The 16,958-nt window shown below is 61.5% G+C and carries 18 protein-coding genes, 1 other RNA gene and 1 pseudogene; 11 read left to right on the top strand and 9 right to left on the bottom strand.

The features are described 5' to 3' along the window. Positions 1-55: 55 nt before the first annotated feature. Together dnaJ and AB8B31_RS22465 are read left to right on the top strand one after the other, a co-directional pair. Positions 56-1,183 carry a molecular chaperone DnaJ gene (dnaJ, locus tag AB8B31_RS22470; protein WP_018244285.1) on the top strand — a complete coding sequence of 376 codons (1,128 nt, stop codon included), beginning with the start codon at positions 56-58 and terminating at the stop codon, positions 1,181-1,183. 317 nt (positions 1,184-1,500) lie between these two features. Further along, positions 1,501-1,701, top strand: a complete 201-nt coding sequence (locus tag AB8B31_RS22465; protein ID WP_018244284.1) for a hypothetical protein — start codon at positions 1,501-1,503, stop codon at positions 1,699-1,701. Positions 1,702-1,955: 254 nt separating this feature from the next. Here the strand turns inward: AB8B31_RS22465 and AB8B31_RS22460 are convergent, their stop codons facing one another. Next, a complete protein-coding gene (locus AB8B31_RS22460; RefSeq protein ID WP_018244283.1) occupies positions 1,956-2,321 on the bottom strand; it encodes a helix-turn-helix domain-containing protein in 366 nt (121 codons plus the stop codon). A gap of 449 nt (positions 2,322-2,770) precedes the next feature. On the opposite strand from AB8B31_RS22460, the gene recF reads away from it, so the two are divergent. The 3 genes from recF to AB8B31_RS22445 are packed head-to-tail and all read left to right on the top strand — an operon-like array spanning position 2,771 to position 5,201. Next, positions 2,771-3,895: a DNA replication/repair protein RecF gene (gene recF / locus AB8B31_RS22455; RefSeq protein ID WP_018448011.1), complete on the top strand. Its 1,125-nt coding sequence runs from the start codon at positions 2,771-2,773 to the stop codon at positions 3,893-3,895. Further along, complete coding sequence (locus tag AB8B31_RS22450) at positions 3,892-4,716, top strand: molybdopterin-synthase adenylyltransferase MoeB (protein ID WP_018244281.1); 825 nt, start codon at positions 3,892-3,894, stop codon at positions 4,714-4,716. The genes recF and AB8B31_RS22450 overlap by 4 nt, the downstream gene beginning before the upstream one ends. Continuing rightward, complete coding sequence (locus AB8B31_RS22445) at positions 4,713-5,201, top strand: GNAT family N-acetyltransferase (protein WP_065277137.1); 489 nt, start codon at positions 4,713-4,715, stop codon at positions 5,199-5,201. Before AB8B31_RS22450 ends, AB8B31_RS22445 begins: the two co-directional genes overlap by 4 nt. A gap of 13 nt (positions 5,202-5,214) precedes the next feature. Here the strand turns inward: AB8B31_RS22445 and AB8B31_RS22440 are convergent, their stop codons facing one another. Next, entirely contained in the window at positions 5,215-6,216 is a 1,002-nt protein-coding gene (locus tag AB8B31_RS22440) for a 2-hydroxyacid dehydrogenase (protein WP_018244279.1), read from the bottom strand. 185 nt (positions 6,217-6,401) lie between these two features. Here AB8B31_RS22440 and AB8B31_RS22435 point away from each other — a divergent pair, with 185 nt between their 5' ends. Then, positions 6,402-6,941, top strand: a complete 540-nt coding sequence (locus AB8B31_RS22435) for an SH3 domain-containing protein (RefSeq protein WP_018244278.1) — start codon at positions 6,402-6,404, stop codon at positions 6,939-6,941. Here the strand turns inward: AB8B31_RS22435 and AB8B31_RS22430 are convergent. Then, positions 6,934-7,926 (bottom strand): adenosine kinase, encoded by a 993-nt coding sequence (locus AB8B31_RS22430; RefSeq protein ID WP_065277136.1) that lies wholly within the window; start codon positions 7,924-7,926, stop codon positions 6,934-6,936. The two genes, AB8B31_RS22435 and AB8B31_RS22430, sit on opposite strands and share 8 nt — an antisense overlap. 520 nt (positions 7,927-8,446) lie before the next feature. Here AB8B31_RS22430 and AB8B31_RS22425 point away from each other — a divergent pair. Beyond that, complete coding sequence (locus tag AB8B31_RS22425; RefSeq protein ID WP_003555804.1) at positions 8,447-9,394, top strand: AEC family transporter; 948 nt, start codon at positions 8,447-8,449, stop codon at positions 9,392-9,394. A gap of 128 nt (positions 9,395-9,522) precedes the next feature. Here the strand turns inward: AB8B31_RS22425 and AB8B31_RS22420 are convergent, their stop codons facing one another. Beyond that, entirely contained in the window at positions 9,523-10,086 is a 564-nt protein-coding gene (locus AB8B31_RS22420) for a c-type cytochrome (protein WP_018244276.1), read from the bottom strand. A 154-nt stretch (positions 10,087-10,240) separates the two neighbouring features. On the opposite strand from AB8B31_RS22420, the gene AB8B31_RS22415 reads away from it, so the two are divergent. Together AB8B31_RS22415 and AB8B31_RS22410 are read left to right on the top strand one after the other, a co-directional pair. Continuing rightward, on the top strand, positions 10,241-10,996 hold the full coding sequence (locus AB8B31_RS22415) for a 3-deoxy-manno-octulosonate cytidylyltransferase (RefSeq protein ID WP_018244275.1): 756 nt from the start codon (positions 10,241-10,243) through the stop codon (positions 10,994-10,996). A gap of 10 nt (positions 10,997-11,006) precedes the next feature. Further along, positions 11,007-11,861: a prephenate dehydratase gene (locus tag AB8B31_RS22410; RefSeq protein WP_018244274.1), complete on the top strand. Its 855-nt coding sequence runs from the start codon at positions 11,007-11,009 to the stop codon at positions 11,859-11,861. A gap of 24 nt (positions 11,862-11,885) precedes the next feature. Here the strand turns inward: AB8B31_RS22410 and AB8B31_RS22405 are convergent, their stop codons facing one another. The 5 genes and pseudogenes from AB8B31_RS22405 to AB8B31_RS22385 all read right to left on the bottom strand — a co-directional run bounded on the left by AB8B31_RS22405 (position 11,886) and on the right by AB8B31_RS22385 (position 14,847). Next, positions 11,886-12,254: a VOC family protein gene (locus AB8B31_RS22405; RefSeq protein ID WP_003555800.1), complete on the bottom strand. Its 369-nt coding sequence runs from the start codon at positions 12,252-12,254 to the stop codon at positions 11,886-11,888. 195 nt (positions 12,255-12,449) lie between these two features. Continuing rightward, a pseudogene (locus tag AB8B31_RS22400) lies at positions 12,450-12,709 on the bottom strand (hypothetical protein). A gap of 71 nt (positions 12,710-12,780) precedes the next feature. Then, positions 12,781-13,476 carry a helix-turn-helix transcriptional regulator gene (locus AB8B31_RS22395; protein WP_018448015.1) on the bottom strand — a complete coding sequence of 232 codons (696 nt, stop codon included), beginning with the start codon at positions 13,474-13,476 and terminating at the stop codon, positions 12,781-12,783. Positions 13,477-13,480: 4 nt separating this feature from the next. Next, the gene (gene nudC / locus AB8B31_RS22390; protein WP_065277623.1) at positions 13,481-14,440 is read right to left on the bottom strand and encodes an NAD(+) diphosphatase; all 960 of its coding nucleotides are present in this window, start codon (positions 14,438-14,440) and stop codon (positions 13,481-13,483) included. Next, the gene (locus AB8B31_RS22385; RefSeq protein WP_065277622.1) at positions 14,437-14,847 is read right to left on the bottom strand and encodes an HIT domain-containing protein; all 411 of its coding nucleotides are present in this window, start codon (positions 14,845-14,847) and stop codon (positions 14,437-14,439) included. Before AB8B31_RS22385 ends, nudC begins: the two co-directional genes overlap by 4 nt. An 89-nt stretch (positions 14,848-14,936) precedes the next feature. Here AB8B31_RS22385 and ffs point away from each other — a divergent pair. Then, positions 14,937-15,033, top strand: an RNA gene (gene ffs / locus AB8B31_RS22380) — signal recognition particle sRNA small type. A 45-nt stretch (positions 15,034-15,078) separates the two neighbouring features. Beyond that, on the top strand, positions 15,079-16,956 hold the full coding sequence (locus AB8B31_RS22375; protein ID WP_065277621.1) for a DNA polymerase III subunit gamma/tau: 1,878 nt from the start codon (positions 15,079-15,081) through the stop codon (positions 16,954-16,956). The last annotated feature ends 2 nt before the right edge of the window (positions 16,957-16,958 follow it).

Here is a 16,958-nt window from a genome sequence, read left to right as displayed (position 1 = left end):
GATCCGGCTGCTCACCATGGCAGCCGGAAAATCCATTTCCGGGGTTTAATCCTTAATGGCAAAAGCGGACTTTTACGAAACTCTGGGTGTAGCCAAGTCGGCGGACGAGAAAGAGCTGAAAAGCGCCTTCCGCAAACTGGCAATGAAATTTCATCCGGACAAAAACCCGGATGACAAGGACGCCGAACGGAAGTTCAAGGAAATCAACGAAGCCTACGAGATGCTCAAGGACCCGCAGAAGCGGGCGGCCTATGATCGCTATGGCCATGCGGCTTTCGAGCATGGCGGCATGGGCGGCGGTGGCGGCGGATTTGCCGGCGGCGGTTTCTCCGACATCTTCGAGGATATCTTCGGCGAAATGATGGGTGGTGGGCGCGCTCGCCAGCGCTCATCGGGCGGCCGCGAGCGTGGCGCCGATCTTCGCTACAACATGGAAATAACGCTGGAAGAATCTTTCTCCGGCAAGACGGCGCAGATCCGCGTTCCCACCTCGATCACCTGCGACGTCTGTACGGGTTCGGGCGCCAAGCCCGGCACGCAGCCAAAGAACTGCGGCACCTGTCAGGGAACGGGGCGCGTGCGCGCGGCACAGGGCTTCTTCTCGATCGAGCGGACCTGCCCGACCTGCCACGGCCGCGGCCAGATCATTCCCGATCCCTGCCCGAAGTGCCACGGCCAGGGCCGGGTGACGGAAGAGCGTTCGCTCTCGGTCAATATTCCTGCCGGCATCGAGGACGGCACGCGCATCCGGCTGCAGGGCGAAGGCGAAGCCGGCGCCCGCGGCGGACCAGCGGGCGATCTTTATATCTTCCTGTCCGTCAAACCGCATGAATTCTACCAGCGCGACGGAGCCGATCTCTATTGCGCCGTTCCGATCTCGATGACGACGGCCGCGCTCGGCGGAACCTTCGACGTAGCGACGCTTGACGGCACCAAGTCGCGCGTAACCGTGCCTGAGGGCACGCAGGTCGGCAAACAGTTCCGCCTCAAGGGCAAGGGCATGCCGGTGCTGCGTTCGGTGCAGACGGGCGACCTGTACATCCAGATCCAGATCGAGACGCCGCAAAAACTCACCAAGCGCCAACGCGAACTGCTTCAGGAATTCGAGCAGCTTTCCTCCAAGGAGAACAATCCGGAATCGACGGGCTTCTTTGCCCGCATGAAGGAATTCTTCGAAGGCTGAAGCCGCGATCGACACGCCCATTTCGAAAGCCGGGGACGGAAACGTCTCCGGTTTTTTTGTTCCAGGAATCCTGATTTGCGACATTCGCCGCCCGCGCCGGCCAATCTGTCCCGGATCGATACGGCGGCAGGCGGGAAGACGGCTTGCGTTAACGCAGCCAGATGATGCCGCTTGCAAGTTTTCCAAATGAATTCAGTCTCTGCGATCAGCGCATAACTCCGAAGATCGGAATCTCCTTTTGGGGTTATGCACCAAATCAAAGCGATAGAGCGTCCTTAGCGCTCTAGCGGGGGACAACCAAACCAAGGGTATCGACCATGGCGCCAGCCTTTTCCTCTCAGTCCGAAGACGTCGACGTTCTCGCCGGCGCCATCTACACTTGGTGCGCCGAGCGCAACATCAAGCTTCGCAGCCAGCAGGGCCTTTCAATCGCCAACATCGCGATCGACCTCTATCATGCCGGCCACCAGACGCAGGACGATCTGCTGATGGCGCTGCACGAATGCGAGATTCACTGAAGCGCGCGGCATCGAACCTGAACCGGGCGACCTGCTTCCCGGTCTTCGCCTTGAGGCACGCCGTCCTTCCAAAACCGCTGTACTCCCGCATCGGTCCGAGATCATCCAGACCTTGAACAGGTCGTGCTTTCGGTGGGAATCCATTGCCCGCTGCATAGCTTATCGGAACCGATGCAGGGAAAAAATCATGCAGCAATTCAAAATGTTAGAGCGTCCTTGCGGCTCTCGAAAAGATGCCCGGCGCTGTCGTGGAATCAAGCGGCGGTTTCGGCCACTTCGCCAGTCATGAGGGTGACGATGGTCTTGACCGCTTCCTTGCCTGCCGGTGAGTTCAGCTTGTCGTAGCTCAGCGCAAGCGCATAGGCGTCGGGGCTGAGTTCGACACGGCTGCCGAATGGTGACATGCCGGCGCCCTCGAAAAGAGCAGAGATCTCAACGTCGAGAAAAACCGCGATCTGATGCAGCTTGCTGGCGGAAACGCGGTTCGTTCCCTTTTCGTATTTCTGGATCTGCTGGAAAGTCAGTCCGAGTGCTTCGCCAAGCTCAAGTTGGGAAACACGGCGAAGGGCGCGAAACTGTCTGACGTTGCGACCGACGATAATATCAACCGGATCTGGCACTTCATCACTCTCTTATACATAAACGTTCCGTTTACCATATCGTCTGCACCAGATAACTCAACCCTGCAGTTGCAAAATTCAACCGACTTTTTTTGGGCTTTACGTTACGTCAATAGCCTTAAAGGATGGCAGCAAACCCTGAATATCCGGAGCTGGGAGGCATTGACAATAACTGTCGACAGTATCAGCTTGGCGATGTCAGACCATCTCCGGTGGTTGTATTTTTAGCAGAATTTCGAAAGTGTCATGGCTGCCGTTACACCGGGAAGATGTCGGACACCAGGACTTCGGTCACGGGATCTCTGGAATATATGTCCTGGGTGGCGCCAGCCGCCGCGTCCCTGACTTGCGGAAGCACCGACGGTACGATCCCACGGCCAAAAAGCTGCCAGCCTTGCCATCAGCGCCGCTTCGGCTTAGCTGTCACGCTTTACGATTCCGGACATTCGATGCCGCACAAGGTTTCTCTTTCCCGTCTGAAGCTGACAGACTTCCGCAACTATGCGGCGGCGGCTCTTACCCTTGACGGTCGGCATGCCGTACTGACGGGAGATAACGGCGCCGGCAAGACCAATCTCATGGAGGCCGTCTCCCTGCTTTCGCCTGGCCGCGGCCTGCGCCGCGCGGCTTATGGCGATATCACCCGCGTCGGCGCCGCCGGTGGCTTTTCGATCTTCGCCGCGCTCGACGGCATGGAGGGTGACGTCGAGATCGGCACCGGCATCGAAACGAGCGAGGAGACCATCGCCCGCAGGCTGCGCATCAATGGCACGACGGCAAAGACTGCGGACGAACTGACCGACCATCTGCGCCTTCTCTGGCTGACACCGGCGATGGACGGGCTCTTTACCGGCGCCTCTTCCGACCGACGCCGCTTTCTCGACCGGCTGGTGCTGTCACTCGATCCCGCTCATGGCCGCCGCGCCAGCGATTTCGAGCGCGCCATGCGCAGCCGCAACAAATTGCTGGACGAAGGCCGCTTCGATCCGTCCTGGCTTGCCGGCATCGAGGAGCAGATGGCAAGCCTCGGTATCGCCATGGCGCTCGCCCGGCAGGAGATGCTCGGCCTCCTGACCCGGCTGATCGAGGAAACACGGGAGAGCTCGCCCTTCCCTTCGGCATCGCTGCAGCTCTCGGGCTTCATGGACGGTCAGTTCTCGCGCCCCTCGGTCGACCTCGAAGATGACTACGCGGCGATGCTGGCAGAGAGCCGCTACCGCGATGCCGGCGCTGGACGCACGCTCGAGGGGCCGCACCGGGCCGACCTCATCGTGCATCACCGCGAAAAGGCGATGGAGGCGGAGCGTTGCTCCACCGGCGAGCAGAAAGCGCTGCTTGTCGGCCTGGTGCTTGCGCATGCGCGGCTCGTCGGCAATCTCACCGGCCATGCGCCGATCCTGCTGCTCGACGAGATCGCAGCGCATCTCGACGAGAACAGACGCGCCGCGCTGTTCGACCTTATCGACGGGCTCGGCGGCCAGGCCTTCATGACCGGAACAGATCGCGCGATGTTTTCGGCACTCGGCGACAGGGCGCAGTTTTTCACGGTTTCCGACGGAAGAGTGTTCGAATGACGGAGGCGGCTTTTCCCGGCGTCGGGCGTCATGATAACATCGGCGCCATGGAACCGCTCAGCCCGGAAGAAATAGCGCGGTATCACCGCCACATCCTGCTCCCCGAGATCGGCGGCGCCGGCCAGCAGAAACTGAAAGCCGCCCGCGTGCTGGTGATCGGCGCCGGCGGCCTCGGTGCACCGGTCCTGCAATATCTGGCCGCAGCCGGCGTCGGCACGCTCGGTATCGTCGACGACGACCGGGTGTCGCTGTCGAACCTGCAGCGCCAGGTGATCCATGATTCCGGCACGATCGGCGAGTTGAAGACGGAGAGTGCCGCCTTCGCCATCGCCAGGCTCAATCCGCATGTCCGACTGATCCGCTTCGAGGAACGCTTTTCCCCGGAGGCCGCCCGCCGTCAGCTCTCCGGTTTCGATCTACTGATCGACGGCTCCGACAATTTCGACACGCGTTATGCCGCCGCCGATGCGGCGGAAGAAGCGCGCATCCCGCTCGTCACCGGCGCCGTCGGGCGCTTCGACGGCTCGCTGACGGTTCTCAAGCCCTATGAGACGGCTGAGGACGGAACGTCCAACCCTAGATATCGCGACCTGTTTCCGGAAGCGCCGCCGGCTGGTCTGATTCCCGCCTGCGCCGAGGCCGGCATCATCGGCGCGCTCACAGGCGTCATCGGCACGATGATGGCGATGGAGGCGATCAAGCTCGTCACCGGCACCGGCGAACCGCTGGTCGGACGGTTGCTGCTCTACGACGCGCTCTCGGCCCGCTTCGACACGGTTCGCTACAAACGACGCCGTACAACACAAAGACCAGCCGGATGACGATTATTCGTCTTGATCATAGCTTCACGCGCTGGGACGAACTGCTGACGCTCGTCCTTTCCGCCTTCGCCTCGATGAACGGCAGGATCGACCCGCCATCTTCGGCGCTCAAGCTGACGACGGAGTCACTGGCCGAAAAGGCCAGGGCCGAGATCGGCCATGTCGCCATCGACGGCGAAAAGCTGATCGGCTGCCTCTTCCTGCGGCCGGAGGCCGATTGTCTCTATGTCGGCAAGCTCGCCGTCCTGCCTGAGATGCAGGGCAAGGGCCTCGGCAAGCGGCTGCTGGCGATTGCCGAGGAAACGGCTGCGGTGCTCGGTCTTCCCGCTTTGCGGCTGGAAACACGCATCGAACTCACCGACAATCACGCCGTCTTTGCCGCCTGTGGATTTTCCAGAACCGCCGAAAAGGCGCATCCCGGCTTTGCCAGGACGACATTCGTCGAGATGCGCAAGGTCCTTGCGCCTCCAATCTGCGTCGCCTGATTTACAGCGTTCTTCAACGACCCGGCAGCACGCGGTTCGGCGGCCTGTGACCGTCGATGAAGGTGCGGATGTTGATGATGACCTTGTCGCCCATGTCGATGCGGCCTTCGATCGTCGCCGAGCTCATATGCGGCAGCAGCACGACCTTGCCCTCATTGGCGAGCTTGACCAGCTTCGGATTGACGGCAGGCTCGTTCTCGAAGACGTCGAGGCCGGCGCCGGCGATCCGGCCCTCCCTCAGGCATTTGATCAGCGCAGCTTCGTCGACCACGTCGCCGCGCGCGGTGTTGACGAGATAGGCCGTCGGCTGCAGCAGCGCCAGACGGCGGGCCGAGATCAGGTGGAAGGTCGCCGGCGTCGACGGACAATTGATCGAAACGATGTCGACACGGGCGAGCATCTGGTCGAGGCTTTCCCAATAGGTCGCCTCCAGTTCGTCCTCAACGGCCGGATTGACGCGCTTGCGGTTGTGATAGTGGATCGACAGGCCGAAAGCCTTGGCGCGGCGGGCCACCGCCGTGCCGATGCGGCCCATACCGACGATGCCGATTCGCTTGCCGTGAATGCGCCGACCGAGCATCCAGGTGGGAGACCAGCCTGCCCATTCACCCGGCTTGTCGGTCAGCACGCGCGCACCTTCGCCGAGCCTTCTCGGCACCGCGAGAATCAGCGCCATGGTCATATCGGCGGTGTCTTCGGTCAGGACGTTCGGCGTGTTGGTAACGGTGATGCCCTTGCGCGCCGCCGCCTCGACGTCGATGTGATCGGTGCCATTGGAGAAGCTTGCAATCAGCTTCATCTGCGGTCCCGCCTGCTCGATCAACGCCGCGTCGATGCGATCGGTGACGGTCGGCACCAGCACGTCGGCGGTCTTGACCGCGGCGATAAGCTCGGGAACGGAACGCGGCGCGTCGTCGATGTTCAGCTCGGCGTCGAAGAGCTCTCGCATGCGGGTTTCGACGGCATCCGGCAGCTTGCGGGTGATGTAGACCTTCGGTTTTTTCTTCGCTGTCATGGCTGCCTGTGGTGCCTTGTTCAGAGGTCTTTAACCAAGAGGGGTGATAATTTTCCCATTCCGGGCATTTTCTACCAGACCCGCACGCGAAGACAAACAAAACTCGCGGTGCAGCCGGGGAATGTCAAAGCCCGGACCGCGAGCAGGCCGGGCCTGCCCGCGAATTCGAGCAAACGGAAACTTCCATGAGCAGCAAAGTCCTGAAGTCCTGCCTCGCCCTTGCCATCGCACTGGCCGCATCCATGGGAAGTGTCGAATTCGCCCATGCGCAGGCGGCCAAGGGGCCAAGCGGACTGCCGTTGCCGCGCTTCGTCACGCTGAAATCCAAGCGCGTCAACCTGCGCATCGGTCCGGGAACGGATTACGCCGTTTCGTGGATGTACCTGAAATCCGGCCTGCCGGTGGAGATCATCCAGGAATACGACAACTGGCGCCGCATCCGTGATGCTGACGGCACCGAAGGCTGGGTCAACCAGTCACTGTTGTCCGGCCAGCGCGCGGCGATTGCCGCCCCGTGGATGAAGACCAAGGGCAAAGGCGTCTATGTCAATCTGCGCCGCGAGGCGCAGCCCTCTGCCTCGATCGTTGCCAAGCTAGAACCCGGCGTGATGATCACCATTGGCGAATGCAACGGCGACTGGTGCCGCGCCGAAACCGACGGCGCCTCGGGCTGGGTGGCGCAGTCGGAGATCTGGGGCGCCTATCCTGGTGAAGCCTTCAAATAAGCCCTGCCCGTTTGGCTGCCTCGGAAAGCGAGGTCATCGGGCGCGGGCCGATCTGCTGGATGACGATGCCGGCAGCCAGGCAACCGAGCTTGCCGCAATCTTCCAAAGAACGTCCCTGGGTGTAGCCATAGAGGAAGCCAGAGGCGAACAAATCGCCGGCACCCGTCGTATCCACAACTTCCTTGATCCGGATCGCATCGACGTAAAAACGCTCACGGCCCTTCAGGATGACGGCACCATTCTCGCTCATCGTCACAGCGGCGATTTTGCAATCGGCGGCGATCCTGTTCAGCGCCTCATCGAAATCGTCGGTCTCGTAGAGCGACAGCGCTTCCTGGCGATTGGCGAAGACGATATCGACCTTGCCGGAGCGCATCAGATCGAGGAATTCGCCGCGATAGCGGTCGACGCAGAAACTGTCGGACAGCGTCATCGACACTTCGCGGCCGTTTTCATGGGCGATGCGGGCACAATCGAGGATCGCTTCCTTGGCGCGCGGCGGATCCCAGAGATAACCTTCGAAATAGGTGACCTTGGCGTTGGCCACGACGTCGGTCTCGACGTCTTCCGGGCCGAGCTCGACGCAAGCGCCCAGATAGGTGTTCATCGAGCGCTCGCCATCCTCGGTGACGAAGATCATCGAACGTGCCGTCGGCGGGAAGGTACCCTTGGGCCGGGTCTGGTAGTGGACGCCCTGGGCGCGGATGTCGTGCGCGAAGATATCACCGAGCTGATCTTCGGCGACATTGCCGAAATAGGCAGCTTTGCCGCCGAGGTTAGCCACGCCCGCCGCCGTGTTGCCGGCGCTGCCGCCGGAGGCTTCGAGCGCCGGTCCCATGCGCGAGTACAAGAGTTCAGCGCGTTCGGCATCGATGAGGTTCATCGCCGCCTTGGTGATCTGGTTGTCAATGAGGAACTGGTCGTCGCAACGGGCAATGATATCCACGATTGCGTTGCCGACTGTCAGAACATCGAATCTTGTCATGAAATGGGGGGTCCCGGATTTTGTGATAGCCGGGGTTTGGTCTTAGCGAAATTTCCGCGGTTTGGAAGGATAAATGGTGGATGGCGCATCTATTTCTTCGCAAAAGTGCCGCCTATTCGTCATGTCCCTGTCATCTTCCAAATCTAGAAATACTCGCAAGAAGACCGGCATGAGCAGCTTTCAGTTGCAGCCGGGCGCACGAGGGATGATCCCTTCGATCTTACCGGCGCGACGCTGACCACGGATGAACTGGCAGCTTCGTGATCCGGGTTTCCGGCAAGACCGGAGCGGAAAAGCGGGCTATGCCCGCTTTTTTTTGTTTTGCCGATGCGCCTGATTGGACGGCGATTGCCTTTTCAATCCAAGCGGTTTGCTGCTACTGCATAATTCCTTAAATCGGAATCGATTTAAGGAAAAAATTATGCAGCAATTCAAAGTGCTACAGCGTCCTTTGCGCGGCTCGAAAAGACGCGCGGCGCTGTAGACGTCGAATACTCCCCCGCGCAGAGCAGCCTCCCCCATGTCAGCCATCATTCTCGACGTCCTTCCCATCTTCATCCTGATTCTCATCGGCTGGGTGATCGTCCGCAGCGGATTGATGGCGTCGAATGTCGGCGAAGCGCTCAGCGAATTCGTCTTTAAGATCGCCGTGCCGCTTCTGCTCTTCCGCACCATCGCCGAGGCGGATTTTCATGGCGCCTCGCCCTTCCGACTCTGGATCGTCTATTTTTCCGGCGTTGCCATAACCTGGACGGCCGGCCATATCGCGGCCACACGCCTCTTCGGCCGCGACGAACGGATCGGCGTGCTGGCCGGCGTTTCCTCGGCCTTCGCCAACAATATTTTCATCGGCCTGCCGCTGGTCGAGCGAACCGTCGGCGACGAAGGGCTGGTGGCGCTGTCGATCCTGCTTGCCGTGCATCTGCCGGTGATGATGGTCGCCGGCACGGTCCTGATGGAGCATGCCGAGCGCAAGATCGCCGGCAAAAGCGATCGCAGCATGGTGCTCGTGCTTCGCCAGATCGCGGTCAATCTCGTGCGCAACCCGCTGGTGATCGGGCTTGCGGCCGGCATGGCAATGCACCTTTCCGGTCTCACCATGCCGACGACGGTGGCAACGGTCGTCGGGCAGATCGCCGGCATTGCCGGTCCGGCGGCGCTGATATCGCTTGGCATGGCGCTGGAGAGATACGGCGTCTCCGGCAATCTCGGCATCGCCAGCGTCACCTCGACCTTGAAGCTGCTGTTGCTGCCCGGCTGCGTGTGGGCGGCGAGCCATCTCCTCGGTCTCAGTCCCGAATGGACGGCAGCGATCGTGCTGACTTCCTCCGTCCCGACAGGCGTCAACGCCTGGCTGATTGCCAATCGCTTCGGCGTCGGTCACAGCCTCGCCGCCTCGACGATCACGGTGACGACGGCGCTCGGCGCCATCACGGTCTCGCTCTGGGCCTATTTCCTCGGCGCCTAAAGCGCGTCGTAGTGTCGTTAGCGCAAAACCGCTGCGCAGTTTTGCGCGACATGCTTTAAGCGGCTCTCTGCACAACGAAAAGCCCGGCTTGCGGGCCGGGCTTCGATGTCATGCGATTGTCTTCCGCGTCACTGCGTCGCGGCGTTCGGATCCGGCAGCGGCACCGGCGAATCGGCGAGCGTGTGCAGGTAAAGAATGACGTTGGCGCGGTCCTGATCCTTCGCCAGACCGGCGAAGCCCATGGCGGTGCCCGGAACGTCCTTTTTCGGCGCCAGCAGGAACTTGTTGAGAAATTCGAAAGTCCACTTCTCGCTGCTGCCCTTGGAGAAATCCTTCATGGCAGCGGAATAGGCGAAGCCTTCATGCGAGGCGATCGGGCGATCTACGACACCAAAGAGGTTGGGACCGACCTTGTTCGGTCCCCCTTTGGTGCCGTCATGACAGGCCTGACACTTCTTGAAGACCGTTTCACCGGCCTTGGCATCTGCAGAAGCGAGCAATTGCGCGATCGGAACAGCAACGGCAGGCGCAGCCTCACCACCAGCGGCGGGCGCCTCTTCGGCAACGATCGCGAAACCTTCCTTTTCCGGTGCTTCGGAATGGAAGATCCCTTCGGACGCGATGGAGACCGACATCAGAACGAAAATCGTTCCGAGCAGCGCCCCCACGGCCGTATTGACGTATGAATTCATCTGCAATGCTCCCCTTGCAGCCGGCAGACCATAAACCGGACCATCTTGAAATCGCGCGGAACCTATGTCTTTTGGTTGATCGTTGCAACTGTCTAAATGGTCTTGTGCGTGAGACTTTTTGACACTTTTCAGCCCGGAATAGAAGGCCCGAACAATGAGTGATTCAAATTTAGACGGCGTGCTCGTATTGATCCCGGCGCGCATGGCCTCCACCCGGCTTCCGGGCAAGCCGCTCGCCGATATTTGCGGCCTGCCGATGATCGTCCAGGTGGCGCTACGCGCCAGGGAGGCAGCCATCGGCCGCGTTGTCGTCGCCGTCGACGATGATCGAGTGTTCGATGCTGTCGCCGCCGCCGGCTTCGAAGTCGTCATGACCCGCGTAGACCACCAATCGGGTTCTGATCGAATCTTTGAGGCGCTGAAGAAAGTCGATCCGGACGGAAAGGCGAAAATCATCGTCAACGTCCAGGGCGATCTGCCGACGATCGATCCCGAAACGGTGCGCGCGGCTTTGCGCCCTCTCGAGAACGAGGCGGTCGATATCGGAACGCTGACAACCGAAATCGACAATGAGGAGGACAAGTCCGCGCCGCACATCGTCAAGATCGTCGGCTCGCCGATTTCCGACGCCCGGCTGCACGCGCTCTACTTCACGCGGGCAACGGCCCCTTACGGCCAAGGGCCGCTCTACCACCATATCGGCCTCTATGCTTATCGGCGGGCGGCGCTCGAACGGTTCGTCTCGCTCGGGCCTTCGACGCTCGAAAAGCGCGAATCGCTGGAGCAGCTGCGGGCGCTGGAAGCCGGCATGCGCATCGACGCCGAGATCGTTGACACGGTTCCGCTCGGTGTCGATACTCCGGCCGACCTCGAAAAAGCGCGGCGCATCCTCTCCGCAAAGTCGAACTGACGGAACCATCATGAACATCAAGACCAACAGGATCGCCTTCCAGGGCGAATTCGGCGCCAATTCCGATATGGCCAGCCGCGACATGTTTCCGACCATGGAGCCGCTGCCCTGTCAGACCTTCGAGGATGCGTTCACGGCGGTCGACAACGGCGACGCCGATATCGCGATGATCCCGATCGAGAACACGATTGCCGGGCGCGTCGCCGATATCCACCATCTGCTGCCGGAGTCGCGGCTGCACATTATCGGCGAATATTTCATGCCGATCCGCTTCCAGCTGATGGTGCTGCCCGGTGTCACCAAGGACGAGATCCGCACGGTGCACAGCCATATCCACGCGCTCGGCCAGTGCCGGAAGATCGTTCGCGCCAACGGCTGGAAACCGGTGATCGCCGGCGATACGGCAGGGGCGGCAAAACTCGTCAAGGAAACCGGCGACCGCTCGATGGCCGCCTTGGCACCACGCCTTGCCGCCGATCTCTACGGGCTCGAGATCATTGCCGAAAATGTCGAGGATACCGAAAACAATGTCACCCGTTTCGTCGTCCTGTCCCGCGACGAGGAATGGGCGCAGCGGAATTCGGCGGAAGAAAAGGTCGTCACCACCTTCGTCTTCAACGTCCGCAACATTCCGGCCGCGCTCTACAAGGCGCTCGGCGGTTTTGCCACCAACAACATCAACATGACGAAGCTGGAAAGCTACCAGCTCGGCGGAAAATTCGTGGCGACGCAGTTTTACGCCGATATCGAAGGCCATCCGAACGATCCGAACGTGCGCCGGGCATTGGAGGAATTGCGTTTCTTTTCCGAGAAAGTCCGCATCCTCGGCGTCTACAAGGGGCATGCGATGCGAGGCCAGCTGTAAGGCAAGCCCCGCAAGTCGCCTTAATTATTTATCCGGCTCACAGACACGCAGCCGATGCCCATCCGGATCGAGCACGACGAAGGTCGGACCAAAATCCAGTTCGGTCAGTTCCTGGGCGATCGGCAGGCCGCGCTGGCGCCAGTCCTCATAATGTCTGGCGACAGCATTTTCTCCCTCGACCATGAAGGCCACTTCGCCTCGATTGCCGATGGCGGAGGGCTGCGGTTCGACCTTGCTGCGCCGCCAGAGACCGAGCGTGAAGCCACCCTCGAGCGGAAAAGCGACGAAATTCGGCGCCTCCACGGCCGGTTCGCGATTGAGCAGGTTCCGGTAGAAACTGGCGCTTTCACCGGGGTCCTTGACGTAAAGAATGATGAGATTGGGGCTGGTCATTTCGGTTCTCCCGTTATTTAAAAATGGCGCCGCGAGAGATCTCGTCTGCTGACAGATTATGGCAGCTGACTACCGAGGGCGTTGCGATCGCAACGCCCCGTTCTCGTCGGGCAGAATGTCGATAAGGATGGGCGGCCTAAAGCGGTCGCGCATGTCGTTGTCGCAAAACCGCTGCACACCTTTGCGCGATATGCTTTACAGCGGAAAACGGTCCTCGCAGCGCGGGTCGCGTCCGTCGATGAAGCCGAGGTCGCGCTTCAAGTAATCCGGTGTCGCTTCAAGGTCGAGCCGGTGCGGTCTCCTCTGCGAAATCGGAAAATGTTCATGACCAGGTCCAGCAGGCCGGACGGCGCTGACTGGCGAACATCGGCAAAAGTCTCGGCCGAAATGACATCGGCAAAGGCCTCGGCCGCAAAACGGTCGTTGGTGAAATGAATGGCTGGAGGCGTTACCATGATCAGTACTCCTTCCTGGTGGATTGGCACTGATGATAACTGCATCTGCTGACAGTTTATGGCAGCAGCGTTCAGTTCTCCATCGGCACGTCCTGCGTCTCGCGCCATTCCTTGAGGAGCACCGTGCGGCGGCGCGGATAACGCCCCTCATGCAACGCCATATCGATGATGCGATCGGTGCGGAAATGGCGAAAATCCTGGCGTAGTTCGCACCAGGCCATGAGGACGCGCACATGCTCGAAATAGCCGAGCGCGAAGGGCCAGACGCGGCGACGCGAAATACGGCCCTGCTCATCGCCATAATGCAGTTCGAGGATCCGCTCCAGGCGGATCGCCCTGCGGATGGCCGAGACATCGGCCTTGTCCTCGTCCCTGCGTTTAGGGCCGACGAAAAGCGCTGCCGAATCGATCATCTCGCGCATATCGGCCGGCAGCACGGCGGCAATCTTGGCCAGCGCGTCGGCGCCAGCGCCGGCAAGGCGCGGCTCGGCGGCGCGGGCAACCCAGCGCGAGCCGAGCACCAATGCCTCCAGCTCTTCTTCGGAAAACATCATCGGCGGGAGCATGAAACCGGGCTTCAGCACATAACCGATGCCGGCTTCGCCTTCGATCATCGCACCCTGGGCCTGCAGGCTGGCAATATCGCGATAGAGCGTGCGCAGGCTGACACCGGTCTCCTCAGCGAGCACCGAGCCGGTCACCGGCCGCCGGTAACGCCGGAGCGTCTGGAGCAGCGTCAGCAGCCGTTCCGAGCGGGCGACCGGCATGGCGCTACCGCTTCCACTCCACCCAGTCACGCATCAGGCGGTGGGCGATCGCCCCTTTCGGCGGCGAGGCCTTGCCTGTCGCGCTCGGGCGTTCCAGCATCTCGATCGTTTCCTCGCGGGTAAACCAGCGACAATCCTCCAGTTCCGTCTCATCGCGGCTGATTTCGGTGGATTTCGCCTCGGCGTAACAACCGATCATCAGGGAATGCGGCATCGGCCAGGGCTGCGAGGCGTGGTAGCGGACGCGGCCGGTGCGGATGCCCGATTCCTCCAGCGTTTCGCGACGCACGGCGTTCTCGATGGTCTCGCCGGGTTCGAGGAAGCCGGCAAGACAAGAATACATGCCGGGCGCGAAATGCGGGCTGCGGCCGAGCAGGCAGAGGTCGCGCTGCTCATCGATCGTCAGCATGATGACCACGGGGTCGGTTCGGGGGAAGATCATGTGCTCGCAGGCGGCGCAGACGCGCTTGTAGCCGCCGATGTGGATCTCCATCGCCGAGCCGCAGCGGCCGCAGAAGCGATTGTCGCCGTTCCAGCGGATGAGGCTTGCGGCCTGGGCGAATTCGCCGAGCAACACTTCGTCGATCAGCATTTCGCGAAACAGCGTGCGGCCGTCGGCAGGCTTGTACTGGCTGGTGAGGTCGTCGACATCGATGCCGACGGGAACGGCAAGGCGCGGCTCGCCGGTCTTCCGGTAGCCGAGAAGCACCGTTTCATCCCAATCCGGCTGCAATCCCTGCAGCTCATAGCGGGCAAAGAGCGGGTCGAGCACCTGGCCGTCATGCTTCAGCACCAGCTTATCCCCCGCGAAGGCGAAGATATGGGTGCCTTCCTTTGCCAGCGCCTTTTCGACGGATTGTTCATCGCGATGTTCGGAATCGCGATTGAGGTCGTTGGCGGCAAAGGCCGTGAGATTGCTGGGTTCCGGATGCGGCACATCCGAATCGAAAAGCGAATGACTCATGATGAAAGGGCTTCCCGCAGCTTCGCTCTAAATTCGTCTCTCTTTCCGTCCTCGTAGGGCTCCGCGCGCCCGAAGCCCCAGACGGGACCCGGCCAGTTGGCATCGCCTTCGAAGCGGGCAATGATATGAACATGAAGCTGGCGGACGATATTGCCAAGAGCCCCGACATTGATTTTTGTCGCGCCGGTGATTTCCTTCAGCGCCTTGGCGACCAGCTCCGTCTCGAAGGCAAGCAGCACCTGGTCGAGCGGCGTCAGCTCGAAGATTTCCGTGATACCAGCCCGGCGCGGCACGAGAATGAGCCAGGGCCAGCGGGCATCCCTCGACAATCTCAGATCGCAGAGACCGGTGACCATGATGCTGACGCTGTCGTTTTCCAGCCGAGGGTCAAGCGCGAAACCTTTCAAAGGGCATTCTCCTCATGTTTTCCAACGACTAGCAGTTTTTTTGCATGTTGGCTTGCTTTTGATGACGATATTGCCGATATGTGCATCCGGGAGGTTGGTGGTGGACGAGCCACTCGCCAACCGGGTCAGGTCCGGAAGGAAGCAGCCCTAACGAGCCCGGCACGGGTCATCGTGCCAGCCTCCCACCTTCTCTCCACGAAGTGCCCGACGATCCGGGCGACAAGCAGGGCGATGAGCGACACCGAGCGACAATCAAAAGATGCCGCCTCGACGGGCACCGGATACCGGGTGCTGGCTCGCAAATACCGCCCCAAGGATTTCACAGACTTGATGGTCGGCCAGGAGCCGATGGTCCGTACCCTCACCAACGCCTTCGAAACCGGCCGCATCGCGCAAGCCTATATGCTGACGGGTGTGCGCGGTGTGGGCAAGACGACGACGGCGCGCATCCTGGCGCGGGCGCTGAACTACAAGACATCGGAAATCGACAAGCCAACGATCGACCTTCGCACGCCGGGGGAGCACTGCCAGGCGATCATGGAAGGCCGGCATGTCGACGTGATCGAGATGGATGCCGCCTCCCATACCGGTATCGACGATATCCGCGAGATCATCGAGCAGGTGCGCTACCGGCCGGTTTCGGCGCGCTACAAGGTCTATATCATCGACGAAGTGCACATGCTGTCGACGCAGGCCTTCAACGGCCTGTTGAAGACGCTGGAAGAGCCGCCGGAGCATGTGAAGTTCATCTTCGCCACCACCGAAATCCGCAAGGTGCCGATCACCGTGCTATCGCGCTGCCAGCGTTTCGACCTGCGCCGCATCAGCGCCTCCGATCTCGTCGGGCTGTTCACGACGATCGCCGCCAAGGAAGGCATCGAGGCGGAAGCCGACGCGCTGGCGATGATCGCGCGTGCTGCCGAAGGTTCGGCGCGCGACGGCCTGTCGCTGCTCGACCAGGCGATCGCCCATGGCGCGGGCGTCGTGCAGGCGGAAGCCGTGCGCGGCATGCTCGGCCTTGCCGATCGCGCCCGGATCGTCGATCTCTTCCAGCATATCGTCAAAGGCGATGTGGCCGCCGCACTCGGCGAGTTCCAGAACCAATACGAAGCCGGCGCCAATCCGGTGGTGGTGCTGACCGACCTTGCCGATTTCACCCATCTGGTGACGCGGCTGAAATATGTGCCGGATGCGGCAAACGATCCTTCGCTCAGCGAGGTCGAACGCACCAAGGCGGCGGAATTCGCCAAGGGCGTTGCGGTGACGACGCTGTCGCGCATCTGGCAGATGCTGCTGAAGGGCATTCCGGAAACGGAAGGCTCGTCGCGGACGGCAGGGGCCGCCGAGATGGTGCTGATCCGGCTTGCACATGCCGCGCATCTGCCGGCGCCCGAAGATGCGGCGCGGCGGCTTGCTGAATTTTCCGGCGACAATTCCGGCCCGCGGCCTGCGGCTCCGCCGTCCGGCAATGGCGGCGGCAACGGGACACGGGTTTCCTATCAGAACAGTGTCGCGGCGCGTGCCGCGGAAACCGCACCGAGCCCGCCACAGCCTTCGGCGCCGGTGGCGATGCTGCGTGCCGTGCCGAGCAGCCAGCCCGAGACGATGTCTGTCGGGCGGATCGAGCCAAAACCGGCGGAAGCCCTAAAGCCGCTCGTCCCGGTCAATTCGGTCAATGATATCGTCAACCTCGCCACCGAGAAACGCGATCCGAAGCTGAAGGCGATGGTGCGCACCTTCCTGCGCCCCGTGCGGATCGAAGCCGGCCGGCTCGACGTCAGCCTGGCTCCCGGTGCGCCGACGACGCTGCTCAACGAGCTTGCCGTCAAGCTGAAGGAATGGACCGGCATCCACTGGATCGTCAGCCTCAGCCGCGACGAGGGCCAGCCGACGCTTGTTGAAGCGGAGGCCAGGACCCGGGAACAGCATGTGATCGACGCGCGCCAGGACCCTGACGTAGCGGCAATCCTTGCGCATTTTCCGGGTGCCAAGATCATCGACGTGCGCGTACGGGCGCCCGAACCGGAGGAGGAAGGCGAGGCGACGACGCCGGCCGCCGCCGAATCCGAGGAAGGTGACATCCTGCCCGGCGACGACATAGAATTCTAAAG

Origin of the sequence: Rhizobium sp. 62_C5_N11_2, from assembly GCF_051811185.1 — a bacterium.
In the GTDB taxonomy this organism is placed as follows: domain Bacteria; phylum Pseudomonadota; class Alphaproteobacteria; order Rhizobiales; family Rhizobiaceae; genus Rhizobium; species Rhizobium leguminosarum.
The sequence above is the reverse complement of the archived record's forward strand: the minus strand, read 5'-3'. Positions and strand labels throughout refer to the sequence as shown.